This window comes from Micromonospora hortensis (assembly GCF_022230935.1).
Lineage (GTDB): Bacteria > Actinomycetota > Actinomycetes > Mycobacteriales > Micromonosporaceae > Micromonospora > Micromonospora hortensis.
Genome location: NZ_JAKKFE010000004.1, coordinates 16698 through 40269 on the forward strand (window position 1 = coordinate 16698; position 23572 = coordinate 40269).

Genomic DNA, 23572 nt, shown 5'->3' on the forward strand with positions numbered 1-23572 from the left:
GCCGCTCGGCGCCACCCGTAGCGAGGTGACGGCATGAGCACCCACCCCGAGCACCGGGCCTCACAGGGTCCGGAGCCGCTCGATGTGAACGACCCCAAGCTGACCCGGTTCGACATCGTTCGTGAGGGCGCGCGTCGGGACGACATCGAGATCGTCCACTACGAGCCACAGGTGCTGCCGGGCACCAAGGCCGAGCGTCGGCTGACCCGGGTGGTCGCCGGTTTCTTCCTGATCACCGGCCTGGCCGCGACCGCGTTCCTGGCCATCTACATCTGGTGGCCCTGGCAGTACGAGGCGGGCCGGGGCGGCGACAAGTTCTACACCCCGCTGCTCGGCTTCACCCTCGGCGTGGCGCTGCTCGCCGTCGGCTTCGGCATCCTGACCTGGGGCAAGAAGCTGCTGCCCAAGGAGGTCTCGATCCAGGACCGGCACGAGGGCCAGGTGGACTCCGACGGCCGCACCATCACCGGCCAGACCATGCTCTACATGGCGGACGAGCTGGGCGTGAAGCGTCGTCCTCTGCTCGGCATCTCGCTGTTGGCCGGTCTCGCGCCGGTCGCCGCGGTCGCCGCGGCGCCGCTGGTCGGCGGCCTGATCTCGCAGCCGCACAAGAACAACCAGATGTTCACCACCGGGTTCGGCACGTCCGAGGGCGGCGAGCGGATCCGCCTGGTCCGCGAGGACGGCCGTCCGGTCCGCCCGGCGGACGTCAGCACCGGTGGCCAGATCACCGTCTTCCCCGGCATCGACCATGGTGTGAGCAACAAGCACGCCGACTCGCCGACGCTGCTGATCCACCTCCGCGACTCGGACGCACAGGAATCGCGCCGGGCCAACGAGAAGATCGGCCATGGCGACTACATGTGGGGCAACTACGCGGCGTTCTCCAAGATCTGCACGCACGCGGGATGCCCGGCCAGCCTGTACGAGCAGCAGACCAACCGGCTGCTCTGCCCGTGCCACCAGTCCCAGTTCCTGATCACCGACAACGCCCGGCCAGTCTTCGGCCCCGCCAGCCGGCGGCTGCCGCAGCTGCCGATCGAGGTGGACTCCGAGGGCTTCTTCGTGGCGAAGTCCGACTACACCGAGACCGTCGGGCCTGATTTCTGGGAGCGGCCATGAAGCGTCGAAAGTTTGACCTTGCGGCGACGCCGGGCAAGGCCGCGGTGGGAGTGGACGACCGCTTCCAGGTGGCCACCCCGCTGCGCAGGCTGCTGAACAAGGTCTTCCCGGACCACTGGTCCTTCCTGCTCGGCGAGATCGCGCTGTTCTCGTTCATCGTGCTGTTGCTGACCGGTGTGTTCCTCACCTTCTTCTACGAGCCGGCGATGACCGAGGTGGTCTACGACGGCAGCTTCGCACCGCTGCAGGGCACCCCGATGTCCGCCGCGTACGCCTCCAGCCTGGACATCTCGTTCGACGTCCGCGGCGGTCTGGTGATGCGGCAGATGCACCACTGGGCGGCGCTGCTGTTCATGGCCGCGATCGTCGTGCACATGCTGCGGGTCTTCTTCACCGGCGCCTTCCGCAAGCCGCGCGAGACCAACTGGATCATCGGTTCGCTGCTGTTCTGGGTTGGCTTCCTGGCCGGCTTCACCGGCTACTCGCTGCCGGACGACGGCCTGTCCGGCACCGGCCTGCGGATCGCCTCGGCGATCATGCTGTCCATCCCGGTGATCGGCTCCTGGGTCACCTCGTCGGTCTTCGCCGGCGAATTCCCGGGCACGATCATCATCAGCCGGTTCTTCATCGCCCACGTGCTGCTCATCCCGGGTCTGCTGGTCGCGCTGATCAGCGTCCACCTGGGTCTGGTCTTCAAGCAGAAGCACACCCAGTGGCCCGGCCCCGGCCGGACCAACAACAACGTGGTCGGCGAGCGGATGTTCCCGCGGTACGCGCTGAAGCAGGGCGGCTTCTTCATGGTCGTCTTCGGCGTCATCGCGCTGATGGGCGGTCTGTTCCAGATCAACCCGATCTGGTTGTTCGGCCCGTACGAGGCGTGGGTGGTCTCGGCCGCCAGCCAGCCCGACTGGTACGTCATGTTCCTCGACGGGTCGACCCGACTCATGCCGGCCTGGGAAATCAACATCCCGCTCGGCGACGGGTACGTCATCCCGCCGCTGTTCTGGCCGACTGTCGTGCTGCCCGGCATCCTGGTGGGCCTGTCGACGATGTACCCGTTCCTGGAAGCCCGGCACCTCAAGGACCGCAAGAGCCACAACCTGCTCGAGCGTCCCCGGGACGCTCCGGCCCGGACCGCCGTCGGCGCCATGGCCGTCTCGTTCTACATCGTGCTGACGCTCTCGGGCGCCAACGACGTGATCGCGGACAAGTTCCAGATCAGCCTGAACGCGATGACCTGGGCGGGCCGCATCGGCCTGCTGGTGGTCCCGCCGCTGGCGTACTACGTCACCTACCGGCTCTGCCTGGGTCTGCAGCAGCACGACCGGGAGGTGCTGGCGCACGGCGTGGAGACCGGCATCATCCGGCGCATGCCGGACGGTCGGTTCGTCGAGGTGCACCAGCCGCTCAGCGCGTCCAACGGGCACGCTGACGGTCACGGCCAGCTGGACTACGTCGGCTGGGTAGTGCCCAAGAAGATGAACCGGCTGGGGGCCCTCGGCCCGGCCATCCGGGGCTTCTTCTACCCGATCGAGAAGCCGGTCGAGGCACCGGTCTCGCCGGGGCACCCGCCGGTCGAGGCCCGACCCGAGCGCGAGGAGATCGGCAGCGGCGAAAGCCGCCGCTGACCGCCCAGTTACACGGTTACGGAGCGCCCGCCGGATTCCGGCGGGCGCTCCGTCGTATCCACACCCCCCGACCCATCCGACCAGGAGTCGGACGCCCCTGATGGGACCGGTCGACCCCGCGCGACGGGCGATCGCAGGAATAACCACGGTGAGCCGGGTATCCGTGCGGTCCAACGTCTCAAGGGGGGGAAGCATGTTGGGTATCAAACGCCTCGGCCTGTTGGCCGCGCTGGTACTTGTCGGTGTCGCGCCGGCTGCGGCCGCGCAGGCCGCGGCACAGCCGTCAACGCAGGACACCCAGTACCTGCAGGCGGTACACCAGGTCAACCTGTTCGAGATCACCGCTGGTGACCTGGCTCAGCAGAAGGGTCAGGACCAGGGGGTCAAGGACCTGGGCGCGATGCTGAAGACCGACCACACCCAGCTGGACCAGACGGTGCAGCAGACCGCGTCGCAGCTCGGGGTGGAACTGCCGAACGAGCCCAGTGCCGATCAGCAGGCGGTCATCGACAAGCTGAACAACGCCAGCGGCGCGGAGTTCGACCGGCTCTGGGTGACCAGTGAGCTGGCCGGCCACGTCCAGGCCATCCAGGCCACCCAGACGGAGATCTCGCAGGGCTCCGAGCAGTCGGTGGTCCAGTTGGCGCAGACGGCGCTTCCGACGCTGCAGACGCACTACGACGAGTTGGTGGCGCTCGCCAACAAGCTGGGCATCCCGGTTCCGCAGACCAGCGCCAGCGGTACGCCCAGCCCGGGCGGCACCGGCACTGAGTCCCCGGCTCCGGGCGGCACTGTCACCGAGTCGCCGGCTCCGGGCGGCACCGGCACCGAGTCGCCGGCTCCCGGCGGCGGCAGCACCGAGGTACCGGCTCCCAGCGAGAGCTGACGTAGCCACAGCAGACGGCCGGTCCACCCTCGTGGTGGGCCGGCCGCCCTGTGCGCGCTACGCGCCGCCGTGGGGCCCGGCGCGTGCCCCGCAACGGCGAGCCGGTCAGTCGGCGCTGGCCAGACCGATCGCGAACGCCTCCTCCAGGTCGTGCTGCGAGTACGCCCGGAAGGCGATGTGGGACTCGGTGTTGAGCACGCCCGGGACCTTGGAGATGCTGCCCGCGATGACCTGGGCGATCTGGTCGAACTCGCGGACCCGGACGATGGCGATGAGGTCGACGTGCCCGGCCACCGAGTAGACCTCGCTGACACCGGGAAGGTTGGCCAGGTTCTCCGCCACCTCGGGGATCGCATCGGTGGCGCAGTCGATCAGCACGATCGCGGTGATCACGGGGCATTTCTCCGTTCGTCGGCGTCGTCGCCCATGCTAGATGTTCCGCCCCCGGACCGGAGGCGGGAGCCGTCAGGGCTCAGCCCTGGGCGGGGCAGGGCACGGTCAGGTCGCTCCCGGCCCGGATCACGTTCCGCAGCCGCTCGTCGGCCCGTACGGTCGCGCCCGGCCACACCACGGTGCGGAACACGTCACCGTCCACCCGCGCGCCCGCGCCGACGACCGACTCCACACAGTGGCCGGTCACCGTCGCGGACTCCTCGACGAGAACGCCGCCGGCCGCGGCGTGCAGGTTGGCCGACAGGTAGTCGGCCGGGGTGCCGGTGTCGAAGAAGGTGCCCGGGTACGGCACCACCGTCAGAGCGCTCGCGGCCTCGGCCGGACGCCACACGGCGCGAACCAGGTCCGAGAAGACGACAGGCAGGTCCCGGACCAGCCGCCAGGGCAGCAGCGAGAACCCGGTGAAGCAGTGCCCGGCGAAGGTGCCCGGCGCCGCCGGGTCCGCGGCGGGCTGGCCGAGCAGGCGTACGGTGTGCCCGTCCCAGCCGTCGAGCAGGGCGGCCACGTCCGGGCCCGGGGGAGCAGCCGGGTCGGCGAGGTACGCGTCGGCGTTGCCGACCAGCACCGGCCGCCCGTCGATCCAGTCCCGCAGGTTGGCCACCCCGCCCGCGGTGCCCAGCGGGTCGCCCGGCTCCACCGACAGGTGTGCGCGGTCGCCGACGTGCGCCACCACCTGATCGCCGAGGTAGCAGGCGTTCACCGCCACCCGATCGGGACCGGTCAGGCCCAGGCCGGCCAGCCGCGCCAACGCCCGATCCAGCAGAGCGACGTTGCCTACCGGGCAGAGCGCCTTGGGCAGCCGTTCGGTGAGCGGGCGAAGCCGCGTGCCCTCGCCGGCGGCCAGCACCACCGCGCACAGCTCCGCCGGCACCCCGGCCGCCCCGGTCACGGGGTGTCGTCGGGCACCGGCGGCGGGAACTGCCCGGCCAACGGCCCGATGTCGTAGTAGGCGAGCAGCCGGGCCGTCGGCCAGGTCAGCTTGGGCAGGTCGTCCAGGGGGTGCCAGGCGGCCTCGAACACCTCCCCGCCGTCGACGGTCAGCTCGGTGCTGGACGCCGGCACCTCGGCCTCGAAGACCATGTCCACCCAGCCCTTGGCGTGCACGATCGCGTTCGGCACCGCCGGGCGCAGCCGCGACGGTGGGAGCCGGACGCCGGACTCCTCGAACAGCTCACGGGCCGCGCCCACCACCGGGGCCTCACCCCGATTGAGCAGGCCGGCGGGGAGTGACCAACCCTTGCCGGGCGGCTGGCGCAGCATCAGCAACCGACCCGCGCCCGTCGCCTCGGTGTCCCGGACCAGGGTCACCGCGCCAACGATGTACTTGGGCACGGCCAGCCGGACCAGCTGCCGACGCACCGGCAGCGGCAGCCGGTAGAAGGCCTGGTAGAAGAGGGCCCGACCGGTGGCGCGGGAGCGGGGGATCATGACTCCAGGCTAGTGGTCACGAATGTCCCTCGGTCGCGCTGGGGCCTGGCGGGTCACTGCCGATGGTCGACCAGGTCGATGAGCTGGCGGACCACGGTGTCCGGTTCGATCACCCGGTCGAAGACCGCTACCAACAGGGTCTCCAGGTCGGGGTAGCCCAACTCCTCCGAAAGGCGCAGCAGTGGCAGGTCACTGGCGAGGCCCCGGTTGTGCTGGCGCAGGGCGAGCCCGATGGTGGCCCGACCGAGGCGTACCTTGTCGCTGATCGTGATGCCGGGCTCGGTGTGCTCGGCGAACCACCTGTTGATCTGCATCTGCGCGTGCGGCGACTTGACGAAGGTCAGCCACTCCCGCCGGGGGCCGCGCGGCGCCACACCGGCCTCGAAGCCGTTGTCGCCGTCGTTCTCGGTGAAGATCTCCACCACGTCGCCCTCGTCCAGCTCCGAACTGAGCGGGGCCAGCCGACCGTTGATGCGTGCGGCGAGGCAGTGGTCGCCCCGGTCGTTGCCCAGCTCGTACGCGAGATCGACAGGCGTGGCACCGGCCGGCAGCACGACCTGCCGTCCGTCGGCGAACACCTGGATCTGCCCCTCGGCCAGGTCGCAGCGCAGCGACTCGTAGAACTGTGCCGGATCGGCGGCGTCCGGCTCCCAGTCGAGCACCCGGCGCAGCCAGTCCAACTGTTCGGCACGGGCCGCGGCGGTGCTGCCGGAGCGGGGGAACCGGAAGTCGGCAGCGATGCCGTACTCGGCCGAGCGGTGCATCTCCTCGGTGCGGATCAGCACCTCCACCGTGCGGTCCTGAGGGCCGCAGACGCTGGTGTGCAGCGAACGGTAGAGGTTGTTCTTCGGTGAGGCGATGAAGTCCTTGAAACGGCCGGGCACCGGTCGCCAGGTGCCGTGGATCGCGCCCAGCGCCGCGTAACAGTCGGTGGCCGGGCCGTCGACCACCACCACGATGCGGGGCAGGTCGTACGGGGCGGTGTGGCCGCCGGCGATGGTGTCCTTCCAGATCGAGTAGAGGTGCCGGGGACGGGGGCTGACCTCGGCGTCGACCCGGCTGCGGCGCAGCGCCACCCGGGTCCGGGTGACGACCGAGTCGAGGTAGGAATCCCAGCCCGGCCGATCGTGCACGTGCCGGGCCAGCCGGGCGTGCTCGTCGGGCTCGAGGTGCAGCAGCACCACGTCGTCCAGCTCGCGTTTGAGCGTCTGGATGCCCAGCCGATCACAGAGCGGGACCAGCACCTCCTGGGTCTTGCGGGCGATCCGTTCCCGCGACGACGCGGAGCGCACTCCGAGCGTCCGCATGTTGTGCAGGCGGTCGGCCAGCTTGATGATCAGCACCCGGACGTCCTTGGCGGCCGCGACGATCATCTTGCGGACCGTCTCCGCCTCGGCGGCCTTGCCGTAGAACGCCTTGTCGAACTTGGTCACCCCGTCGACCAGGTGGGCCACCTCGCCGCCGAAGTCCTCGGAGAGCGCCTGGAGGGTGTAGCGAGTGTCCTCCACGGTGTCGTGCAGCAGCGCCGCGACCAGGGTGGTGGTGTCCATCCCCAGCTCGGCGCAGATCTGCGCCACCGCGAGGGGATGGGTGATGTACGGTTCCCCGCTCTTGCGGAACTGCCCGCGGTGCATGTTTTCCGCGATCGTGTAGGCACGGCGCAACACCGCGGGGTCGGTGCCGGCGTGGATGCCCCGGTGGGTGCGGACCAGTTGGGTGACCGGGTCCGAGTCGGTGGTCGGCCAGCTGAGCAGCGACCGCAGCCGGCGGGCGAGCGGCAGCTCACCCGGCTGTGTCGGCAGGGCGCCCCCCAGGGCGGCGCCGTGTCCGGCGTCGACGTCCACGAGGGACACCTCCTCACCCCGGCTCCGCACCGCCGGGACCCGGCGGGGGAGCAGGCCCACGAATCGGGCAGGACTGCACTTCTCTAACAGCCTAAGCGAGTCGACGTAGTCCGATCGGTCAGTTGGTCATGAGCGTTCGGTCGAGAGTTGGTGGGACGCGCCGCTCTCGGCCTTCGCCAGCAGGTCACGGAAGCGGCCCGCGCCACTCGCCGGAGAGGACCAACCGGAGGACATCTCGACGAGTCGGGTCTCCGGTCGCTCCAACCAGGACAGGATCCGCTCGGACTCCTCGGCGGTGGCGGCCGGCACCGGACCGTGTCCACCCGACACCGTCTCGGCGGTGGCCCGGATCGTGGTCAGCGTGGGACGCGGGTGCACGCCCGGCGGGGACACCCCCGCGCCGGCCAGTCTGCCGTGCCGGACCAGCGCCAACTCCCAGCCGCCCCGGGCGGCCGGCCGGGCCGCGGCCAACTCGACGATCCCGGTCAGCGCGGCCAGCCGCTGCATCCGCACTGTGGCCCGCAGCACGGCGGCCAGGCGGAACCGCACCACGGCGGCCTCCTCGTAGCGCTGGTCGCGGGAGAGCACGTCGATCCGTGCGAGCAGCGCGTCCACCACCGGCTGCGGATCGCTGGCCGTCGCGGTGCGGAAGGGCGCGGCGGCCCTGTCGTCGTACTCCTCGGGCGTGATCTTGTGTTCGCAGGGCGCCGGGCAGCGACCCAGCTCGGCCAGCGCGCAGGCTGGCGTGACGGTGCGTAGGGAGAGCCGGTGCGTGCACTGGCGCAGCGGCACCGCGTCGTGGAAACCGGCGGCGGCCAGCTCGGCGGCCCGCCGGGAGGTGAACGGCCCGAGGTACGCGGTGTCGGTGGGGGAGAGGTCGCGGACGATCGACAGCCGAGGGTACGGACCGTCGGTCAGCTTGAGCCAGACCATTCGTTCCGGGTATTTGGACCGGCGGTTGTACGGCGGGGCGTGCGCGGCGATCAACCGCAGCTCACGGACCTCAGCCTCCAACGAGTGGGCGCACTCCACCGCCTCCACCCGCTCGGCCGCGCCCAGCATCTCGGAGATCCGGGCGCGCTTCTCGCCGGCGGTGAAGTAGCTGCGCACCCGGGTGGCGATGTCGACCGAGGTGCCCACGTAGAGCGGCCGGTCGTCGGCGGCCCGGAAGATGTAGACGCCGGGGACCTTGGGCAGCCCTTCGGCCAGGTGCCGTTTGCGGCGCTGGGTCGGGGAGACAGCGCGGGCGAACTCGATGGCGTCGCCGACAGTGTCCACCCGGTGCCCGCCGAGCCGACCGATCAGCCCGTGCAGCACGTCGACAGTGGCCTTCGCGTCGTCCAACGCCCGGTGGGTGGGCTGGGTGGCGGTGCGGAAGTAGGCGGCCAGGGTGCCAAGCTTGCGGTTGGGCACCTCGTCGCGGGTCAGCACCCGGCGGGCGAGTGCCGCCGTGTCCAGGACCCGGGGGTTGGGCCAGCGGTAGCCGTGCTTGGCGCAGGCGGCCTTGAGGAAGCCCACGTCGTACGGGGCGTTGTGAGCCACCAGCACCGCGTCGTCGATGAACTCCAGGAAGCTCGGCAGCACCTGCTCGATCGGTGGCGCCGGCACCAGCATGGCCTGGGTGATGCCGGTCAGCACCGTGATGAACGGCGGAATCGGCTGGCCCGGGTTGACCAGGGTCGCCAGCACCCCCAACTGCTCGCCACCGCGCACCTTGACCGCGCCGATCTCGGTGATGCCGCCGCCGTCCGGCGCGCCGCCGGTGGTCTCCAGGTCGACCACCACGAACGTCGTCGCGTAGAGCGGCAGCGCCGGGTCCACCCCGCCCACCGCCGGGTCGAGACCGGCCAGTGACTCCTGGACGTACTCCGCCTGTGCCATCGGCGGCACGCTAGCGCCCCGGTCCGACACTCCCGTCGCAGCCGTCCCATCCGTCACCATGGGGCTAGGATGAGAGATCGGCTCACTCACCGGGCGGTGGGCCCGGTCGCGGTGGGAGACTTGCCACATGCCCCTCACCGAGCCGTACGACGACCACCTCCCGCAGGAGGATCCGGTCGCGCTCGACGGGGCCCTGGGCAACCCGGACGACAACGTAGTCACCGACACATCTGGCGCATCAGGCCCGACGACGACTGGTGACGGCCCCGCCGCCGAGCCGGAGCCGACCCTGCCCGAGCCGGTCCGGCAGCGGATCGTGACGCTGACCGCCGCGGTGCTGCCCACCCTTCCCACCGACGAGGTCCCGGTGCCGTTGCGCCGGGTGGCCAAGTTCGCCCCCAACCGACGCGCCCGACTCGGCGCGCCGGTCATCGCCGCCCAGCTGACCGCCGACCCGCTGTTCCGGCAGCGGGTCACCGCACGGGTCCTGGCCGACGCCGGCGACCTCGGCGCGGCAGTGGTCGAGGGCACCGCACCGGCCGCCGCCGACCCGGTCGAGGTGGCCGCGCTGGCCTACCTGGCCCGGCCCCGTGGCTGGCGGGAGCTGATCGACGCCAGCGGCGCGGCAGTGCGCGCCGAGGCGGACAGCGCGGTCGTCGCCGAGTTGGTCCGCGAGGCCGAGCAGCGGGCCACCCGGGCCGAGCACGACCGCGCGGTGGCCCGGGTCGAGGCCGAGAAGCTCCGCGACGAGTTGGCCCGCGTCCGCGAGGAGCTGGGTCAGCTCCGCGAGGAGTCCCGACAGGTGGCCCGCACCCTGCGGGAGACCCAGGCCCGCGAGCGGAAGGCCACCGAACTGCTGGCCACCGAGCGAGGCCGGGCCGCCCGCGCCAGCGCCGACGTGGACGCCGAACTCCGCCGCGCCCGGGCCCGGCTGGCCGAGGCCGAGGCCGCCGCCGGGGTGGCCCGGGCCAGCGCCAAGGAGGCCCGCTCGGTCGACGACGCCCGGCTCTGGCTGCTCCTGGAGACCATCGGCCAGGCCGCCGTCGGGCTGCGCCGGGAGCTGGCGCTCGACCCGGTGGACAAACTCCCCGCCGACTTCGTCGCCGACGCGTTCGCCGAGCAGCCGGGCACCGCCCCGGCCGGCCCCGCCGCCCGCGCCCGCGACACCGACGACCCGGCCCGGCTCGACCAGTTGCTCGCCCTGCCCCGGGCGCACCTGGTGGTGGACGGCTACAACGTCACCAAGCGTGGCTTCGGCGAGATGTCCCTGGAGCAGCAGCGCAAGCGCCTGATCACCGGGCTGGGCGGGATCGCCGCGCAGACCGGCGACGAGGTCACTGTGGTCTTCGACGGCGCCGAGCGGATGCACGGGCTGCCGCCCGCGCCGCGCGGCGTACGGGTGCTCTTCTCCCGCAAGGGTGAGACCGCCGACGAGCTGATCCGGCGACTGGTCCGTGCCGAGCCGGCGGGCCGGCCGGTGGTAGTGGTCTCGTCGGACCGCGAGGTCGCCGACGGGGTACGCCGGCACGGCGCCTACCCGCTGGGCGCGGACTCGCTGCTACGGCGGCTCGCCCGCTCCTGACCGCAGCGGGCCGACCCGTCGACGGGCCGGGTCCCGGCGAGGGTTGGTGAGCCCGGCCGGCGCGCCCCACGTCGCGCTGTGCCTCAACCTGTCCCACCCCGGCGCTAGCATCGCCGCGACCGCCGAGGGATGGGAGTCGCCATGGCACAGGACGACGTCAAGGACTTCGTCGACCGGGACCTGCGAGGTGCCCGGTTCAACAGGTCGACGCTGGCCGGTGCGGTGATGCGCGGCGTCGATGTGGATGCTCTGGACATCGACGCGCCGTGGCTGGCCGAGGGCACGTTCCTGATCAACGGCGTCGATGTCGTGCCGCTGGTCGAGGCCGAACTCAACAGGCGGTTTCCCGGTCGCGACCTCCGGCACGCCGACAATCCGGACGACCTCCGGGTGGCGTGGGCGGCACTCGAACGGGCCTGGGCGGCGGCGGTCGACCGGGCCGTGTCCATGCCCGAGGGTGCTGTCGACGTCTCGATCGACGGGGAGTGGTCGTTCGCGCAGACACTGCGCCACCTCGCGTTCGCCGCCGACACCTGGTTGGGCAAGTCGATCCTGCGCCTGCCGCAGCCCTTCCACCCGCTCGGGCAACCCCATGCCGAGTACGAGACGGAGGGCTTCGACGTGTCGATCTTCGCCGTCGAGCAGCCGACGTTCGCCGCGACCCTCGAGCTGCGGGCCGAGCGGCAGGCGATGGTGCGCGACTTTCTCGTGGCCGTCACACCGGAGCTGCTCGCCGAGACTCGGCCGGCCGCCTGGTGGCCCGAGAAGCAGGTGTCGGTCCTGCACTGCCTTCACGTCATCGTCGGCGAGGAGTGGCAGCACCTCCGCTTCGCCCTGCGTGACCTCGACGCGCAGGGCTGAGACCTCGCCCCAACGGCCGCTCGCCCCAACGGCCGCTCGGCGGCTCTGCGCCTCGGCGGCTCCGGTGCGCCGACGCTCCGGCGTTCGACCGCTCGGCATGGCCGGCGCTCGGGGCGGCCGCCGGTCAGGTGGTCGGCAGTCGCCGGGCCAGCTCACGACGCAGTGTGTCGGGGCCCGGCGTCATCCAGTTGAGCCGGACGACCAGCTCGTAGGGGCCGCGTCCGGGCGTCGACCACTGCCCGGGTCGCATGGGGGGCCGGGTCTGCTCCGGGTCGCGTGGCGTGACCACCAGCCGCGGATCCAGGCGGCCTCGGACCTGGGCGCTGGTCATGTTGACCCAGTCGATGCTGAGCCCGGTGCCGTTCGGTCCGGTCAGGTGCAGCGTCTCGTCGGTCAGCCGCAGCGGCAGACGAGGCTGCCGGCGCAGTTGCCAGTTGAGGACGAGCGCGACGACGGCGCCGATCCAGCCGAACCGCAGCGGTGCCTGCCACCAGGGCTCGTCGAACAGCGCCGCGTAGGCGGCCAGCAGAGCCGCGGCGCCCAGCACAGCGACGACCTTGGCGCGGCGGTGTCGGCGAGGGGAGTACCGGAAGTCCACGACGGACGAAGCATCGAGGTCGGCCACCGTCGCCCAGTGCCCGGGTGGCCGGTCGGCCAAACGACGCCCCTCCGTCGGTTGATCGGCATGAGTTCGTCGGGTTCCTCGGTGTCGGGGTTCCGGCCGGGTGGGATACCCCGATATCGCTGATCTGGAGTGGATCTAGCCCTGAAACGGGCGGTCGGACGGGGTTCCTGTCGTACCCGGTGGTTAGTGTCGATGTCACCGACGGTGCTCGGTCGGCGACGAAAGGGCGTCGACCGAGCACCGAGAGCCGATCAGGAGGCACGATGCTCATCGACTGCGACGGGTGCGCGAAGCGGGCCGACGGCTGTTCCGGCTGCCCGCTGACCGCCCTGTTCGACGAGACGTCCCCGGCGGCCGGGTTGGTCGCCGCCGAGGTCGAAGCCATCGAGGTGTTTGCCCGGGCTGGCTTCGACGTGGAGGTGCTGGCCGCGCCCGCGCGCCCGGAGGCAGCTCGCCGTCGTGCCACCCGCCGCGTCGCCTGAGCGCGGCACCGCGCCCGGAAGCGGGCTTCTCGCGGGCCATAGGATGAGCGGTCACGGCAGGAGGAGCGGCGCGATGAACGGGGAACAACGGGCGGTGACGCGGTGACCCCGCGCGGCTGGGCGCTGCTGACCCTGGCCGGGCTCACCCTCGCGCTGGTCGTGCTGGCCGCGCTGCTCATCCCGTGGCACCGCCCGCCGGCACCCCGGGCCGACCAACTCGCCGCGCTACGCGACCTTCCGGCCGAGCAGGTGGCCAGGGGGCGGGAGTTCCGGGCCGCGCTGCGTCCCGGTGGCTATGCCGCACTCGCCGTCGGGCTGCTGATCGCCCTCGCGCTCGGGTTGACCCCGCTGGGCAGTCGCCTGGTCGAGCTGGTGGGCCGGCCGTTCGGTGGGCACTGGGCAGCACAGGCTGTGCTCGGCGGGCTGGCGGTGGTGCTCGTCGCCGACCTGGTGACGCTCCCGTTCGCCGCCTGGCGGCAGAGCGTGCTCACCCGCTACGGCTTGAGCACCAACGGCTGGAGCGGCTGGGCGGTCGACCTGCTCAAGTCGTACGCCGTCAGCGCGGTGATCGGCGCGGTGGCGCTGTTCGGCTTCTACGCGGTCATCCGGCTCGCGCCGCGCTGGTGGTGGGCGTTCGGTGCGGCCGGCGCGGCGGTGCTGGTGGTGCTGCTGTCGTTCGTGCTGCCGGTGCTGGTGGAGCCGGTGTTCAACCGGTTCACCCCGATGGAGCAGGGCCCGTTGCGCACCGAGCTGATGAGCATGGCCGCCCGCGACGGGGTGCCGGTGCGTGACGTGCTGGTCGCCGATGCCTCCCGGCGCACCAGGGCGGTCAACGCGTACGTCTCCGGTCTCGGGCCGACCCGACGGGTGGTCGTCTACGACACCCTGCTGCGGGAGGCGACCCCGGCCGAGGTGACCGCCGTCGTGGCGCACGAGTTGGGGCACGCGAAGGGCTCCGACGTGGCGGCCGGCACGCTGACCGGGGCGCTGGGCGCCGCGGCCGCCGTGGTGGCGCTCTACCTGCTCGGCTCGTGGGGGCCACTGCTGCGGCTGGCCGGTGTCGACTCGGTGGCCCAACCGCGTGCGTTCCCACTGCTGGTCGCCCTGGTCACGGTGGCCGGGCTGGTTGCCGCTCCGGTGCAGGCGCTGATGTCCCGACGGGTGGAGGCGCGGGCCGACGCGCACGCGCTCGCGCTCACCAACGACCCGGAGTCCTTCGAGTCGATGCAGCGCCGGCTCGGCTCGGTCAACCTCGGCGACCCCGACCCGCCCCGCTGGGAATACCTCTATTCGGCCTCACATCCGTCGACAGTGGAGCGGATGGCCGCCGCCCGCGCGTACGCCCGGGAGGCCGGCCGATGAACCGCACCCTGCTGATCACCAATGACTTTCCGCCCCGCCCGGGTGGGATCCAGTCGTTCGTGCACAACCTCGCGGTCCGTCAACCGGCCGGCTCGGTGGTCGTCTACGCGTCGAGCTGGCGCGGGGCCGCGAAGTTCGACGCCGACCAGCCGTTCGAGGTGATCCGGGAGCGTACCCGGGTGTTGTTGCCGACCCCGTTGATCGCCCGCAGGGCGGCCCGGTTGGCTCGCTCGTACGACTGCGACACCGTGTGGTTCGGCGCGGCGGCCCCGTTGGGCCTGCTCGCGGCCGGCCTGCGGCGTCGGGCCGGCATCCGCCGGGTGGTGGCGCAGACCCACGGGCACGAGGTCGGTTGGGCGGCGGTGCCGGCCGCCCGGCCGGCGCTGCGGCGCATCGGTCGGGGTGTGGACGTGACCACCTATCTCGGCGAGTACACCCGCAGCCGGTTGGCCCGGGTGCTGGACGGGGTGACCGAGCTGCGCCGCCTCGCGCCCGGGGTCGACGTGGACACCTACCACCCGAGCGTGGACGGTGAACAGGTCCGGGCCCGGCTGGGGTTGACCGACCGGCCGGTGGTCGTCTGTGTGTCCCGGCTGGTGCCGCGCAAGGGTCAGGACACCCTGATCCGGGCCCTGCCGGAGATCCGCCGCCAGGTGCCCGACGCGGCGCTGCTGATCGTCGGTGGCGGGCCGTACCGGGCGACCCTGGAGAAGCTGGCCCGCCAGACCGGTGTGGAACGAGATGTGGTGTTCACCGGCACCGTGCCGTCGGTGGAGTTGCCGGCGCACTACGCGGCCGGTGACGTCTACGCGATGCCGTGCCGCACCCGCAACCGCGGCCTCGACGTCGAAGGGCTGGGCATCGTCTACCTGGAGGCATCCGCGACCGGCCTGCCGGTGGTGGCAGGTGATTCCGGTGGCGCGCCGGACGCGGTCCGGGAGGGGGAGACCGGCTACGTCGTCCGCGGTCGGGACGTCGCCCAGCTTGCCGACCGGGTCGCCCGCCTGCTCGCCGACCGGGACCTGGCCCGTCAGCTGGGCGCGGCTGGCCGGGCGTGGGTGGAACGGGAGTGGCGCTGGGAGGCGCAGGCGGAACGCATGGCGGCACTGCTCGCCGGCTGATCGCCGCCGTCGTTCAGCTCTCCCGGGCGGGCGCGTAGTGCGGCACGTACTCCTGGCCGGTGAGTTTCTGGATCGCCGCCATCACCTCGTCGGTGACCGTCCGGATGTCGCGTGGCCCGTTGATCCGCTCGGCGACCGGGATCGGCGGGCCGAACCGCAGGGCGATCGGGTGTCGACGGGGCAGCCGCGCGTCGACAGGCAGCACCTCGGCGGTGCCGGTCACGCCGACCGGGATGATCGGCACTTCGGCGTCGCGGGCCAGCCGGGTCATCCCGACCCGGCCCCGGTAGAGCCGCCCGTCCGGGGAGCGGGTGCCCTCCGGGTAGACGGCGACCAGGCCGCCGGCGCGCAGCACCGGTACGGCGGCGTCGAGGGCGCGCAGGGCGGCCCGGCCGTCGGCGCGGTCGACCGGGATGGCGCCCATGCCGGCGACGATCCGCCGGTTCAGCCAGCCGCCCGGACCCCGCCCGTTGAAGTACTCGACCTTCGCCCAGAAGGTGACGTGTCGGGGCGTCGCGGTGACGAGGAACAGCTCGTCGGCGACGGACAGGTGATTGCCGGCGAGGATCGCGCCGCCGTGTCGGGGCAGATGCTCCAGCCCTTCCACCCGGGGCCGCCAGCCAAACCGCAGCGCGGTGCCGACGGTCAGCTTGGTGACGTCGTACAGCAGGGGCACGTGTCCTCCGGGGTCGAGTTTCAGACGGGCGCGGGGCCGAGGTGGGCCTCCAACGCGGCGCGCAGCAGGGCGTCGTCGTCGGTGGCTCCGGTGGCCAGCGGCAGGCTGCCCCAGGCCCAGAGTTGGGCGATGCCGTGCAGGTTCGCCCAGAGCGCGCCGGCCAGCACCGCCGCGGGCGCGTCGGTGGGCCGGCGCGCCTGCGCCACCAGGTCGGCCAGGACGGCGAACAGCGGCAGGCTCGTCTCGCGCAGCCGCAGTCGGCCGCTGTCCAGTAGGTCGTGGCGGAACATCAGCTCGAACATGCCACGGTGGTCCGCCGCGAAGTCCAGGTACGTCCGGGCCAGCGCGGTCAATCGGGTACGCGGGTCCGGGCCGAGGTCACGCAGCGTTCGCTCGACCCGGGCGGTGAGGTCGGCGAAGCCCTCCCGGGCGATGGCGGAGAGCAGGTCGACGTGGGTGGGGAAGTAGCGGCGCGGTGCGCCGTGCGAGACCCCGGCACGGCGGGCGATCTCCCGCAGCGACACCGCCGACTGGCCCTCGCGCAGCACCAGGTCAACACCGGCGGCCACCAACCGAGCCCGCAGCCCCGTCTCGTCCGCGCTCATAGACAGTGTCTACCAGCTTCCGTAGACGCCGTCTACCTCGGCGGTGGGGCCGCAGTTTGGGGGAGTGGGCGGGCCCGAGGGTCAGCGGATGCGGGCCAGGATGCGATCGGCGGGGGCCGGGCGGCCGAAGTGCCAGCCCTGCGCTGCGTCACAGCCGATCGCGCGTAGCCGCTCGGCCTGCCCGGCGGTCTCCACACCTTCGGCGGTGACGGTCAGGTCCAGCGCGTGCGCCAGCGAGACCAGCGAGGCGAGGATCCGCTCGTCGGTGCGGCCGACGGAGGGCGAGCGCAGGCCGGCCACGAACTCCCCGGCCACCTTCAGCTCGGTCACCGGCAGGTCCCGCAGGTACGCCAGGTTGCTGTAGCCGGTGCCGAAGTCGTCGATGGCGATGCGTACCCCGAGGTCGGCAAGGACCCGCAGGGCGCGGACCGGCTCCTCGGCGGTGCTCATCATCGTGCTCTCGGTGATCTCCAGTTGGAGCCGTTCCGGTGGCAGGCCGGTCTGCCGCAGCAGCGCGCGGACCTCCTGCACCAACCCGGGCCGGTGCACCTGCCGTACCGCCAGGTTGACGCTGACGAAGGGCGCGGTGACACCCCCGGCCGACCACGCCTCGGCCTCGCGGCACGCCTCGGCCAACACCCAACCGCCCAGCTGGACGATCAGGCCGGTCTCCTCGGCCAACCCGATGAAGCTGTCCGGGCGTAGCACCCCCAACTCGGGGTGCCGCCAGCGGACCAGCGCCTCCACGCCGACCAGGCTGCCATCGCGCAGCGAGGTCAGCGGCTGGTAGTCGAGGTAGAACTCGCCCCGCTCCAACGCCGCCGGGATGGCCGCGGAGAGCGCGTAGCGGGCCAGTTCACGTTGGTTGCGCTCGGCGTCGTAGAGCGCCCAGCGCGCCCCACCGGCGGACTTCGCCCAGTGCAGGGTGCTGTCGGCGGCCCGCATCAGGTCGGTCGGGTTGGCCCCGGCCACCTGGCGCTCGACGATGCCGATGCTCGCCGAGATCTGCAGCTCGTGCCCGTCGACCAGCGCCGGTGTGCGTACCGCGGCGAGCGCGGTCTCGGCCACCGCCACCATGTCGTCGGTGCCGGCGGTGTGTTCCACCAGGATGACGAACTCGTCGCCACCGAGCCGGGCCACCAGGTGCTCGCCCATGGCCTTGCGCAGCCGCTCGGCCACAGTGGCCAGCAGCAGGTCGCCGATCTGGTGCCCCAGCGTGTCGTTGACCACCTTGAAGCGGTCCAGGTCCAGGAAGCACACCCCGACCCGCTGCGCGCCCCGGCCCGGCTCGTTGAGCGCCGCGGCGAGCCGTTCGGTGAACAGCGTCCGGTTGGGCAGACCGGTGAGCGGGTCGTGGGTGGCCTGATGCCGGAACCGGGCCTCGCTGGCCCGCAGCGCCCGCTCGGCCTGCGTACGGGCCCGCATGGCGGCGCGGCGGATCGACTCCTGCTCGTCGAGCGTCCGGTCGCGCAGCGCGCGGGCGTAGCCGGTCGCCACGGCCGCCAGCAGCCGGGCCATCCGGTCCTCGACGTCCTCGGCCACCAGGCCCAGGTCGCGCACCAGGCGGAGCTGGATGACCTCGACGGTACGACCCAGCCCTTCGGCGGAGGCGATGTGCGCGGCGACCAGCTCGGCGCCGACCCGGTGCCCGGCACGCAGGTCGAACGGCTCGGTGAGCAACGCCCCGGCCAGTTGCCCGGTGAGCCGGTCCAGCAGGGACTCCAACTGGGCCTGGGTCATCGGTAGGTAGCTGGTACCGGAGACCGCCTTCGCCCAGGCCCGGGCGAACGTCCCCGGGTAGGGGTTCGCCCGGGGCGACTCAGTCACCGAGGCGCCCGACGCCGCCCATGAAGACCGCCCGCTCGGCGTCCTCCGCGCTCTCCGGAGTGTCCGGTCGCCACTCGGGCACCCAGACCACGCCGGGGTCGAGCAGCTCGAAGCCGTCGAAGAGCGCGGTCAGCTCGGCGCGGCTGCGCACCGACAGCGGGTTGTCGGTGCGCCGGTAGACCCGCTCCGCCTCGGCGCGTTCGTCCTCGCTGCGCCCGTCGTCGCTGGCCTGCGACAGCACCAGGTAGCTGCCGGGCGCCAACGCGTCCCGCAGCGTCCGCAGCAGCTCCGCCGGCCGGTCCTCGTCGGGGACGAAGTGCAGGACGGCCACCACCATCACGGCCACCGGTTGGCTCAGGTCGAGCAGCTTGCGGACGTCCGGATGGGCCAGGATCGCCTCCGGGTTGCGCAGGTCCTCCTGCACGACCGCGGCCTGCTCGTTGCCGGCGAGGATCTCACGGCTGTGCGCCACCGCCACCGGGTCGACGTCCACATAGACCACTCGCGACTGCGGGTCGAGCTGCTGGGCGATCTCGTGCACGTTGCCGACCGTCGGGATGCCCGAACCGATGTCCAGGAACTGCCGGATCCCGGCGTCGGCGAGGTGGTGCACGGCACGGCGCAGGAACGCCCGGTTGGCCTGGGCCATCAACGGTGCCTCGGGCACCGCGGCGACCATGGCCTGCGCCGCGGCCCGGTCGGCGGCGAAGTTGTGTGAGCCGCCGAGGTAGTAGTCGTACATCCGCGCGACGCTCGGGCGCTCGATGTCGATGGTGTCGGGTGCCCAGTCCGGCCGCTGCATGCGTTTCACCCCTCGAATCCGCGACGCGAGCATCGTCGCCCGCGCGGGTATTGTGCACCCGCCACGCACGCCAGACCATAGCGCGCCGAAGGTTGCCCGCCGACGTCGGTCGCGTCGTCCCGCCGAACGAGCGGGAGGCAGGTCAGAACTTCGGCGCGTCCGGTGCCTCGAGCAGGCCCAGCCGGAGCGCGGTCATCAGGGCCTGAGCCCGGTTGGCCGCGCCGAGCTTCTCGTAGAGCTTCGAGATGTGCGTCTTCGCCGTGGACTCGCTGACGAACAGCTGCTTGGCGATGCCCGCCACGCTCATCCCGTCGGCGAGCAGCCGCAGCACCTGCCCCTCCCGGGGAGACAACTGCGGGCCGGACGGGGCGAGCCGGCGCTTCATCGCCTCGGCCAGGTCGGCCGCGGTGAACGCGCTGGGGGAGGAGGCGGCGTGCCGTGCGGCGGCCACCACCTCGTCGGCCGGGGCGGTCTTCGGCACGAAGGCGCTCGCGCCGGCCTCCAGGGCGCCGAAGAGCTGGTCGTCGCCGGCGTACATGGTCAGCACCACGATGCCCATCGACGCGCTGGACTTCCGCAGTGCGCGGGTGGCCTCCAGGCCGCTGCCGTCGGGCAGCCGCAGATCCATGATCACCACGTCCGGCTGCAAGGCGCCGGCCTGGCGTACTCCCTCCGCCGCCGTGGCCGCCTCACCGACGACCTCGAACTGGCGGTCCCGCTCGAAGGCGTGCCGCAAACCCTTGCGAATCAGGTCATGATCGTCGACAAGGAGGACCTTGGTACGGGTGGCCGGTATCGGACTTGTGGTCATCCTCGGGTTACTCCCCTTCTGGTGCTGCGCTGCCGCGCACGTTATCGCGCCGGGCCGAGGTGCCGAGAACCACCGCCACAGTCGTGCCGCTGGGTTGCCGCGGCCTGATCTCCAACCGGCCCCGGATACGTTCCGCCCTCTCGGCCATGATCGCAAGACCGTACCGCCCGTCCGGGCGCTGGTCAGCCATCCCCTGACCGTCATCCGACACTTCTATTTGCGCGTACGGGGGGTCGACCTCACACGTGACCCACAAATTCGACGCCCCGGCGTGCTTGCGCGCGTTGGTCACCGCCTCCTGCGCGATGCGCAGCAACTCGGCTTCGGTGGCGGCCGGCAGCCGGGCGGTGGACTCGTCCAGCGAGAGGTGCACCCGCAGCCCGCCGGACGCGCCCACTGTGCGCGCGTACTCGGCGATCGCCGCGGCCAACCCACCCTGCCGGTCCACCTCGCTGCGCAGCTCGAAGAGGCTCAGCCGCAGCTCCTGGATCACCCGCGTCACCTCCCCGCGTAGCGTACGCAGGGCCTCGGCGGTCTCGTCGGCGTCGTCGAAGACGGTGGCCAGGGCGTTGTCGATGCCGTAGCCGACCATCACCAGTTCCTGGGCCACCCCGTCGTGGATCTCCCGGGCCAGCCGCTGCCGCTCCTCGTTGGTGGCCAGCGAGCGCACCTCGTCGAAGAGCAGCGCCGCCTCCAGCCGCAGTGCGGCTGGTCGGGTCAGTGCTGTCACCCGGGACACCACCGGCGGAGGGTACGCGTGCGCGGCATCGGCCTCCAGCACCACCAGCCCCACAGTGCGCACCCCGGCGACCAGCGGAATGATCAGCGCGGACACGTCGCCACCGCGGTGCGAGCGGGACTGCGACCTGGCGGCAGTGGTGGCCTGCTGGGTGGCCCAGGCGTCGGCGATCGCCGAGTCCGCGTCCAGCGTCGTCTCCCAGTCAACCCGGTCGACGCCGGCCTGGGCGAGCACCACGAGCCGACCTCCGCCGCTGGCCGACAGCACCGCGCCCCGGTCCGCGCGGGCCACGGTGCGCAGCTCCTCCAGCAGGTGCTCGGAGATGCCGCCCGGATCCAGGGTCGCCCCGGGCAGCTGCCGGGCCACAGTCCGCAGCTGGGTCAGCAGCCGGGTCGCCTCGGCGTACGGCTGGGGTTTGCCCTCACCGCGGACCGCCATCACCCGGTGTAGCGTGCCGGCGGCGTAGAGCCCCAGCGCCGCCAGGATCAGCCACTGCGCGCAGACCGCGAGGTAACCCAGTTGGCCGAGCTGGAGATCACCGTCGACCCGGGTCAGCGCGCCGCTGAGCAGCAGGGTCGCGGCGGTGACCACGAGCAGCGCGGCGCCCTCCGGGAAGCGGCGGCGCAGCGCGGTGACGGTCACCGGGACCGCCAGGTAGGGCAGCACCGCCGAGGCGCCCAGGCCGTCGACTGTGCCACCGATGGACGCCACAGCGGCGACGTGGCTCGCGGCCAGCCCCAGCACCACCACCTCGGCCACCCGGCTCAGCGGGCCGACCAGCCGGTGCTGCGGTGCCAGCAGCGACGGCAGCCCGGCCACCGCCAGCAGCGCGATCCACCAGAGCTGGGTGACGTCGCGGGTGGCGAACAGGGTCAGGATGGCGATCAGCGCCAGCATCACCACGCGGGCGGCCGCGGCGAGGGGATGCGGGTGCGGGGCGGTGGCTGTGGATGCGGGCACGTGACGGATGGTAGTCAGCCTCGGTAGATATCGGCGATCTCCGCCGCGTACGTCTTGTGGACAACCTGGCGCTTGACCTTGAGCGACGGGGTCAGCTCGCCGGTCGCCTCGGTGAAGTCGTGGGGCAGGACCCGGAACACCTTGATCGCCTCGGCCTTCGACACGGCCTGGTTCGCGGCGTCGATCGCGGCCTGGATCTCCGTGCGGAGGCCCTCGTGCTCGCGCAGCTGCTCGATGGTGGTGTCGAGGGGCATGCCGGCGCTCTCCAGCCAGGTCGGCAGCGCCTCCTCGTCGACGGTGACCAGTGCCGCGATGAACGGCTTCCGGTCACCGACCACGACACACTGGCTGATCAGCGGGTGCGCCCGGACCAGGTCCTCCAGTACCGCCGGGGCGACGTTCTTGCCGCCGGCGGTGACGATCAGCTCCTTCTTGCGGCCGGTGATGCTCAGGTAGCCGTCGGAGTCGAGCTGGCCCAGGTCGCCGGTGCGGAACCAGCCGTCGGCGCTGATCGTCTCGGCGGTCGCTGTCTCGTTGCGCCAGTAGCCCTGGAAGACCAGCTCGCCGGAGATCAGGATCTCGCCGTCGTCCTCGATCCGCACTGTCACGCCGGGCAGCGGACGGCCGACGCTGCCCATCCGGGTGCCGCTGGGCAGGTTCGCGGCGGCGGCGGGCGAGGTCTCGGTGAGGCCGTAGCCCTCCAGGACCGTCACGCCGATGCCCCGGAAGAAGTGGCCGAGCCGGGCGCCGAGGGGAGCGCCGCCGGAGATCGCGTCCCGGCACCGTCCGCCGAGCGCGGCGCGCAGCTTGCGGTAGACCAGCCGGTCGAAGACCACGTGCTGGGCGCGCAGCGCCAGGCCGGGGCCGCCCGGGGTCTCGAGCGCCTCGCTGTACGCGATGGCGACCTGCTCGGCGCGGGCGAAGATGCCGCCCTTGCCGTCCGCCTCGGCCTTCTGCTTGGCGGCGTTGTAGACCTTCTCGAAGACCCGGGGTACGGAGAGCACGAAGGTCGGCCGGAACGCCTGTAGCTCGGCGACCAGGTTCTTGGTGTCGGCGCAGTGCGCCATGGTGGCTCGCGCCTGAACGACGCCGATCTGGATGAGTCGGGCGAAGGCGTGCGCCAGCGGGAGGAAGAGCAGGGTGCTCGCGCCGGCGTTGAACAGGTTCGGCAGCACCGGCACCGCGTTGGCGATGTCGGCGTACATGTTGCGGTGGGTGAGCACGCAGCCCTTGGGCCGGCCGGTGGTGCCGCTGGTGTAGATGATCGTGGCCAGGTCGCCGGCGCGGACGGCCTTGCGCCGCCGCTCGACCTCGGCCAGCTCGACGGTGGCACCGGTGGTGACCAGCTCGTCGACCCCGCCGCTGTCGATCTGCCAGACCTGGCCCAGCTCCGGCAGTCGATGCCGGACACCGGCGATCAGGGCGGCGTGGGCCTCGCTCTCCACCACGACGGCGACCGCGTTGGAGTCCTCGAGGATCCACGCGGCCTGCTCGGCGCTGGACGTCTCGTAGATAGGCACCGTCACGGCGCCGACGGTCCAGATGGCGTAGTCGAGCAGCGTCCACTCGTAGCGGGTGCGGCTCATCAGCCCGACCCGGACACCGGGCTCGATGCCGGCGGCGATCAGCCCGCGGGCCACGGCGGCCACCTCGTCGCGGAACTGGAGGCAGGTCACGTCGGTCCATTCGGTGACGGTGCCGTCGGAGCGCGGGGTGGGGCGGGCGAACTGGACGGTGTCGGGCGCGACTTCGGCGTTGTCCCAGACCGGATCGGTGAGGTTGGCCGCGTCGCCAACGGTGACGATCGGCGGGACGGAGAACTCGCGCACCTGCACTCCTTCGTGCTCGCACTGGTTGGGCCGGCCGCCGCCGTGGCG

21 protein-coding genes are annotated in these 23572 nt (G+C 72.3%); 8 read left to right on the forward strand and 13 right to left on the reverse strand.

Annotated elements, in window-relative coordinates; genetic code table 11:
• The first annotated feature begins 33 nt into the window (after positions 1–33).
• The 3 genes from qcrA (at position 34) to NIE111_RS02355 (ending at position 3636) form a co-directional block, all read left to right on the forward strand.
• Complete coding sequence (gene qcrA / locus NIE111_RS02345; RefSeq protein WP_238682816.1) at positions 34–1122, forward strand: cytochrome bc1 complex Rieske iron-sulfur subunit; 1089 nt, start codon at positions 34–36, stop codon at positions 1120–1122.
• On the forward strand, positions 1119–2750 hold the full coding sequence (qcrB, locus tag NIE111_RS02350; RefSeq protein WP_238682817.1) for a cytochrome bc1 complex cytochrome b subunit: 1632 nt from the start codon (positions 1119–1121) through the stop codon (positions 2748–2750). Before qcrA ends, qcrB begins: the two co-directional genes overlap by 4 nt.
• 193 nt (positions 2751–2943) lie before the next feature.
• Positions 2944–3636, forward strand: coding sequence for a DUF4142 domain-containing protein (locus NIE111_RS02355; protein WP_238680080.1), 693 nt, complete (start codon positions 2944–2946; stop codon positions 3634–3636).
• Between the two features lie 105 nt (positions 3637–3741).
• Here the strand turns inward: NIE111_RS02355 and NIE111_RS02360 are convergent, their stop codons facing one another.
• The 5 genes from NIE111_RS02360 to NIE111_RS02380 form a co-directional block, all read right to left on the reverse strand.
• Positions 3742–4029 (reverse strand): Lrp/AsnC family transcriptional regulator, encoded by a 288-nt coding sequence (locus NIE111_RS02360; RefSeq protein ID WP_074313163.1) that lies wholly within the window; start codon positions 4027–4029, stop codon positions 3742–3744.
• A 79-nt stretch (positions 4030–4108) separates the two neighbouring features.
• Positions 4109–4978, reverse strand: a complete 870-nt coding sequence (locus tag NIE111_RS02365) for a nucleotidyltransferase family protein (protein WP_238682818.1) — start codon at positions 4976–4978, stop codon at positions 4109–4111.
• Positions 4975–5517: an NUDIX hydrolase gene (locus tag NIE111_RS02370; RefSeq protein WP_238682819.1), complete on the reverse strand. Its 543-nt coding sequence runs from the start codon at positions 5515–5517 to the stop codon at positions 4975–4977. Before NIE111_RS02370 ends, NIE111_RS02365 begins: the two co-directional genes overlap by 4 nt.
• A gap of 53 nt (positions 5518–5570) precedes the next feature.
• Positions 5571–7361, reverse strand: coding sequence for a RelA/SpoT family protein (locus tag NIE111_RS02375; protein ID WP_238682873.1), 1791 nt, complete (start codon positions 7359–7361; stop codon positions 5571–5573).
• Between the two features lie 126 nt (positions 7362–7487).
• Positions 7488–9242 carry a DEDD exonuclease domain-containing protein gene (locus NIE111_RS02380; RefSeq protein WP_238682820.1) on the reverse strand — a complete coding sequence of 585 codons (1755 nt, stop codon included), beginning with the start codon at positions 9240–9242 and terminating at the stop codon, positions 7488–7490.
• 127 nt (positions 9243–9369) lie between these two features.
• On the opposite strand from NIE111_RS02380, the gene NIE111_RS02385 reads away from it, so the two are divergent.
• Together NIE111_RS02385 and NIE111_RS02390 are read left to right on the forward strand one after the other, a co-directional pair.
• Positions 9370–10824 (forward strand): NYN domain-containing protein, encoded by a 1455-nt coding sequence (locus NIE111_RS02385; RefSeq protein WP_238682821.1) that lies wholly within the window; start codon positions 9370–9372, stop codon positions 10822–10824.
• A 141-nt stretch (positions 10825–10965) separates the two neighbouring features.
• On the forward strand, positions 10966–11685 hold the full coding sequence (locus NIE111_RS02390; protein ID WP_238682822.1) for a DinB family protein: 720 nt from the start codon (positions 10966–10968) through the stop codon (positions 11683–11685).
• Positions 11686–11809: 124 nt separating this feature from the next.
• Here NIE111_RS02390 and NIE111_RS02395 read toward each other — a convergent pair whose 3' ends face one another.
• Positions 11810–12343, reverse strand: coding sequence for a hypothetical protein (locus NIE111_RS02395; protein WP_238682823.1), 534 nt, complete (start codon positions 12341–12343; stop codon positions 11810–11812).
• A 230-nt stretch (positions 12344–12573) separates the two neighbouring features.
• Between NIE111_RS02395 and NIE111_RS02400 the strand changes: the two genes are divergently transcribed.
• The 3 genes from NIE111_RS02400 (at position 12574) to NIE111_RS02410 (ending at position 15275) form a co-directional block, all read left to right on the forward strand.
• A complete protein-coding gene (locus NIE111_RS02400; protein WP_196918964.1) occupies positions 12574–12792 on the forward strand; it encodes a hypothetical protein in 219 nt (72 codons plus the stop codon).
• Positions 12793–12894: 102 nt separating this feature from the next.
• Positions 12895–14154, forward strand: coding sequence for a M48 family metalloprotease (locus NIE111_RS02405; protein WP_238682824.1), 1260 nt, complete (start codon positions 12895–12897; stop codon positions 14152–14154).
• Positions 14151–15275 carry a glycosyltransferase family 4 protein gene (locus NIE111_RS02410; RefSeq protein WP_238682825.1) on the forward strand — a complete coding sequence of 375 codons (1125 nt, stop codon included), beginning with the start codon at positions 14151–14153 and terminating at the stop codon, positions 15273–15275. Before NIE111_RS02405 ends, NIE111_RS02410 begins: the two co-directional genes overlap by 4 nt.
• 13 nt (positions 15276–15288) lie before the next feature.
• On the opposite strand, the gene NIE111_RS02415 is transcribed toward NIE111_RS02410, so the two are convergent.
• From NIE111_RS02415 to NIE111_RS02445, 7 genes are all read right to left on the reverse strand, one after another.
• Entirely contained in the window at positions 15289–15951 is a 663-nt protein-coding gene (locus NIE111_RS02415) for a lysophospholipid acyltransferase family protein (protein ID WP_238682826.1), read from the reverse strand.
• Between the two features lie 20 nt (positions 15952–15971).
• Positions 15972–16556, reverse strand: coding sequence for a TetR/AcrR family transcriptional regulator (locus NIE111_RS02420; protein WP_238682827.1), 585 nt, complete (start codon positions 16554–16556; stop codon positions 15972–15974).
• An 81-nt stretch (positions 16557–16637) separates the two neighbouring features.
• Positions 16638–18296, reverse strand: a complete 1659-nt coding sequence (locus tag NIE111_RS02425; protein WP_238682874.1) for a putative bifunctional diguanylate cyclase/phosphodiesterase — start codon at positions 18294–18296, stop codon at positions 16638–16640.
• A gap of 79 nt (positions 18297–18375) precedes the next feature.
• Complete coding sequence (locus NIE111_RS02430; RefSeq protein ID WP_238682875.1) at positions 18376–19185, reverse strand: SAM-dependent methyltransferase; 810 nt, start codon at positions 19183–19185, stop codon at positions 18376–18378.
• A 142-nt stretch (positions 19186–19327) separates the two neighbouring features.
• Positions 19328–19996 (reverse strand): response regulator transcription factor, encoded by a 669-nt coding sequence (locus tag NIE111_RS02435; RefSeq protein WP_030337723.1) that lies wholly within the window; start codon positions 19994–19996, stop codon positions 19328–19330.
• A gap of 7 nt (positions 19997–20003) precedes the next feature.
• On the reverse strand, positions 20004–21695 hold the full coding sequence (locus tag NIE111_RS02440; RefSeq protein ID WP_238682828.1) for a sensor histidine kinase: 1692 nt from the start codon (positions 21693–21695) through the stop codon (positions 20004–20006).
• A gap of 14 nt (positions 21696–21709) precedes the next feature.
• Positions 21710–23524 carry an AMP-dependent synthetase/ligase gene (locus NIE111_RS02445; protein ID WP_238682829.1) on the reverse strand — a complete coding sequence of 605 codons (1815 nt, stop codon included), beginning with the start codon at positions 23522–23524 and terminating at the stop codon, positions 21710–21712.
• Positions 23525–23572: the final 48 nt, after the last annotated feature.

Bases quoted from the DNA above. Each gene is read 5' to 3' on its own strand.
- NIE111_RS02435 (WP_030337723.1), bottom strand. From the start codon at position 19,996: ATGACCACAAGTCCGATACCGGCCACCCGTACCAAGGTCCTCCTTGTC.
- qcrB (WP_238682817.1), top strand. From the start codon at position 1,119: ATGAAGCGTCGAAAGTTTGACCTTGCGGCGACGCCGGGCAAGGCCGCG.
- NIE111_RS02400 (WP_196918964.1), top strand. From the start codon at position 12,574: ATGCTCATCGACTGCGACGGGTGCGCGAAGCGGGCCGACGGCTGTTCC.
- qcrA (WP_238682816.1), top strand. From the start codon at position 34: ATGAGCACCCACCCCGAGCACCGGGCCTCACAGGGTCCGGAGCCGCTC.
- NIE111_RS02380 (WP_238682820.1), bottom strand. From the start codon at position 9,242: ATGGCACAGGCGGAGTACGTCCAGGAGTCACTGGCCGGTCTCGACCCG.
- NIE111_RS02430 (WP_238682875.1), bottom strand. From the start codon at position 19,185: ATGCAGCGGCCGGACTGGGCACCCGACACCATCGACATCGAGCGCCCG.
- NIE111_RS02385 (WP_238682821.1), top strand. From the start codon at position 9,370: ATGCCCCTCACCGAGCCGTACGACGACCACCTCCCGCAGGAGGATCCG.
- NIE111_RS02425 (WP_238682874.1), bottom strand. From the start codon at position 18,296: ATGACCCAGGCCCAGTTGGAGTCCCTGCTGGACCGGCTCACCGGGCAA.
- NIE111_RS02370 (WP_238682819.1), bottom strand. From the start codon at position 5,517: ATGATCCCCCGCTCCCGCGCCACCGGTCGGGCCCTCTTCTACCAGGCC.
- NIE111_RS02410 (WP_238682825.1), top strand. From the start codon at position 14,151: ATGAACCGCACCCTGCTGATCACCAATGACTTTCCGCCCCGCCCGGGT.
- NIE111_RS02355 (WP_238680080.1), top strand. From the start codon at position 2,944: ATGTTGGGTATCAAACGCCTCGGCCTGTTGGCCGCGCTGGTACTTGTC.
- NIE111_RS02420 (WP_238682827.1), bottom strand. From the start codon at position 16,556: ATGAGCGCGGACGAGACGGGGCTGCGGGCTCGGTTGGTGGCCGCCGGT.
- NIE111_RS02390 (WP_238682822.1), top strand. From the start codon at position 10,966: ATGGCACAGGACGACGTCAAGGACTTCGTCGACCGGGACCTGCGAGGT.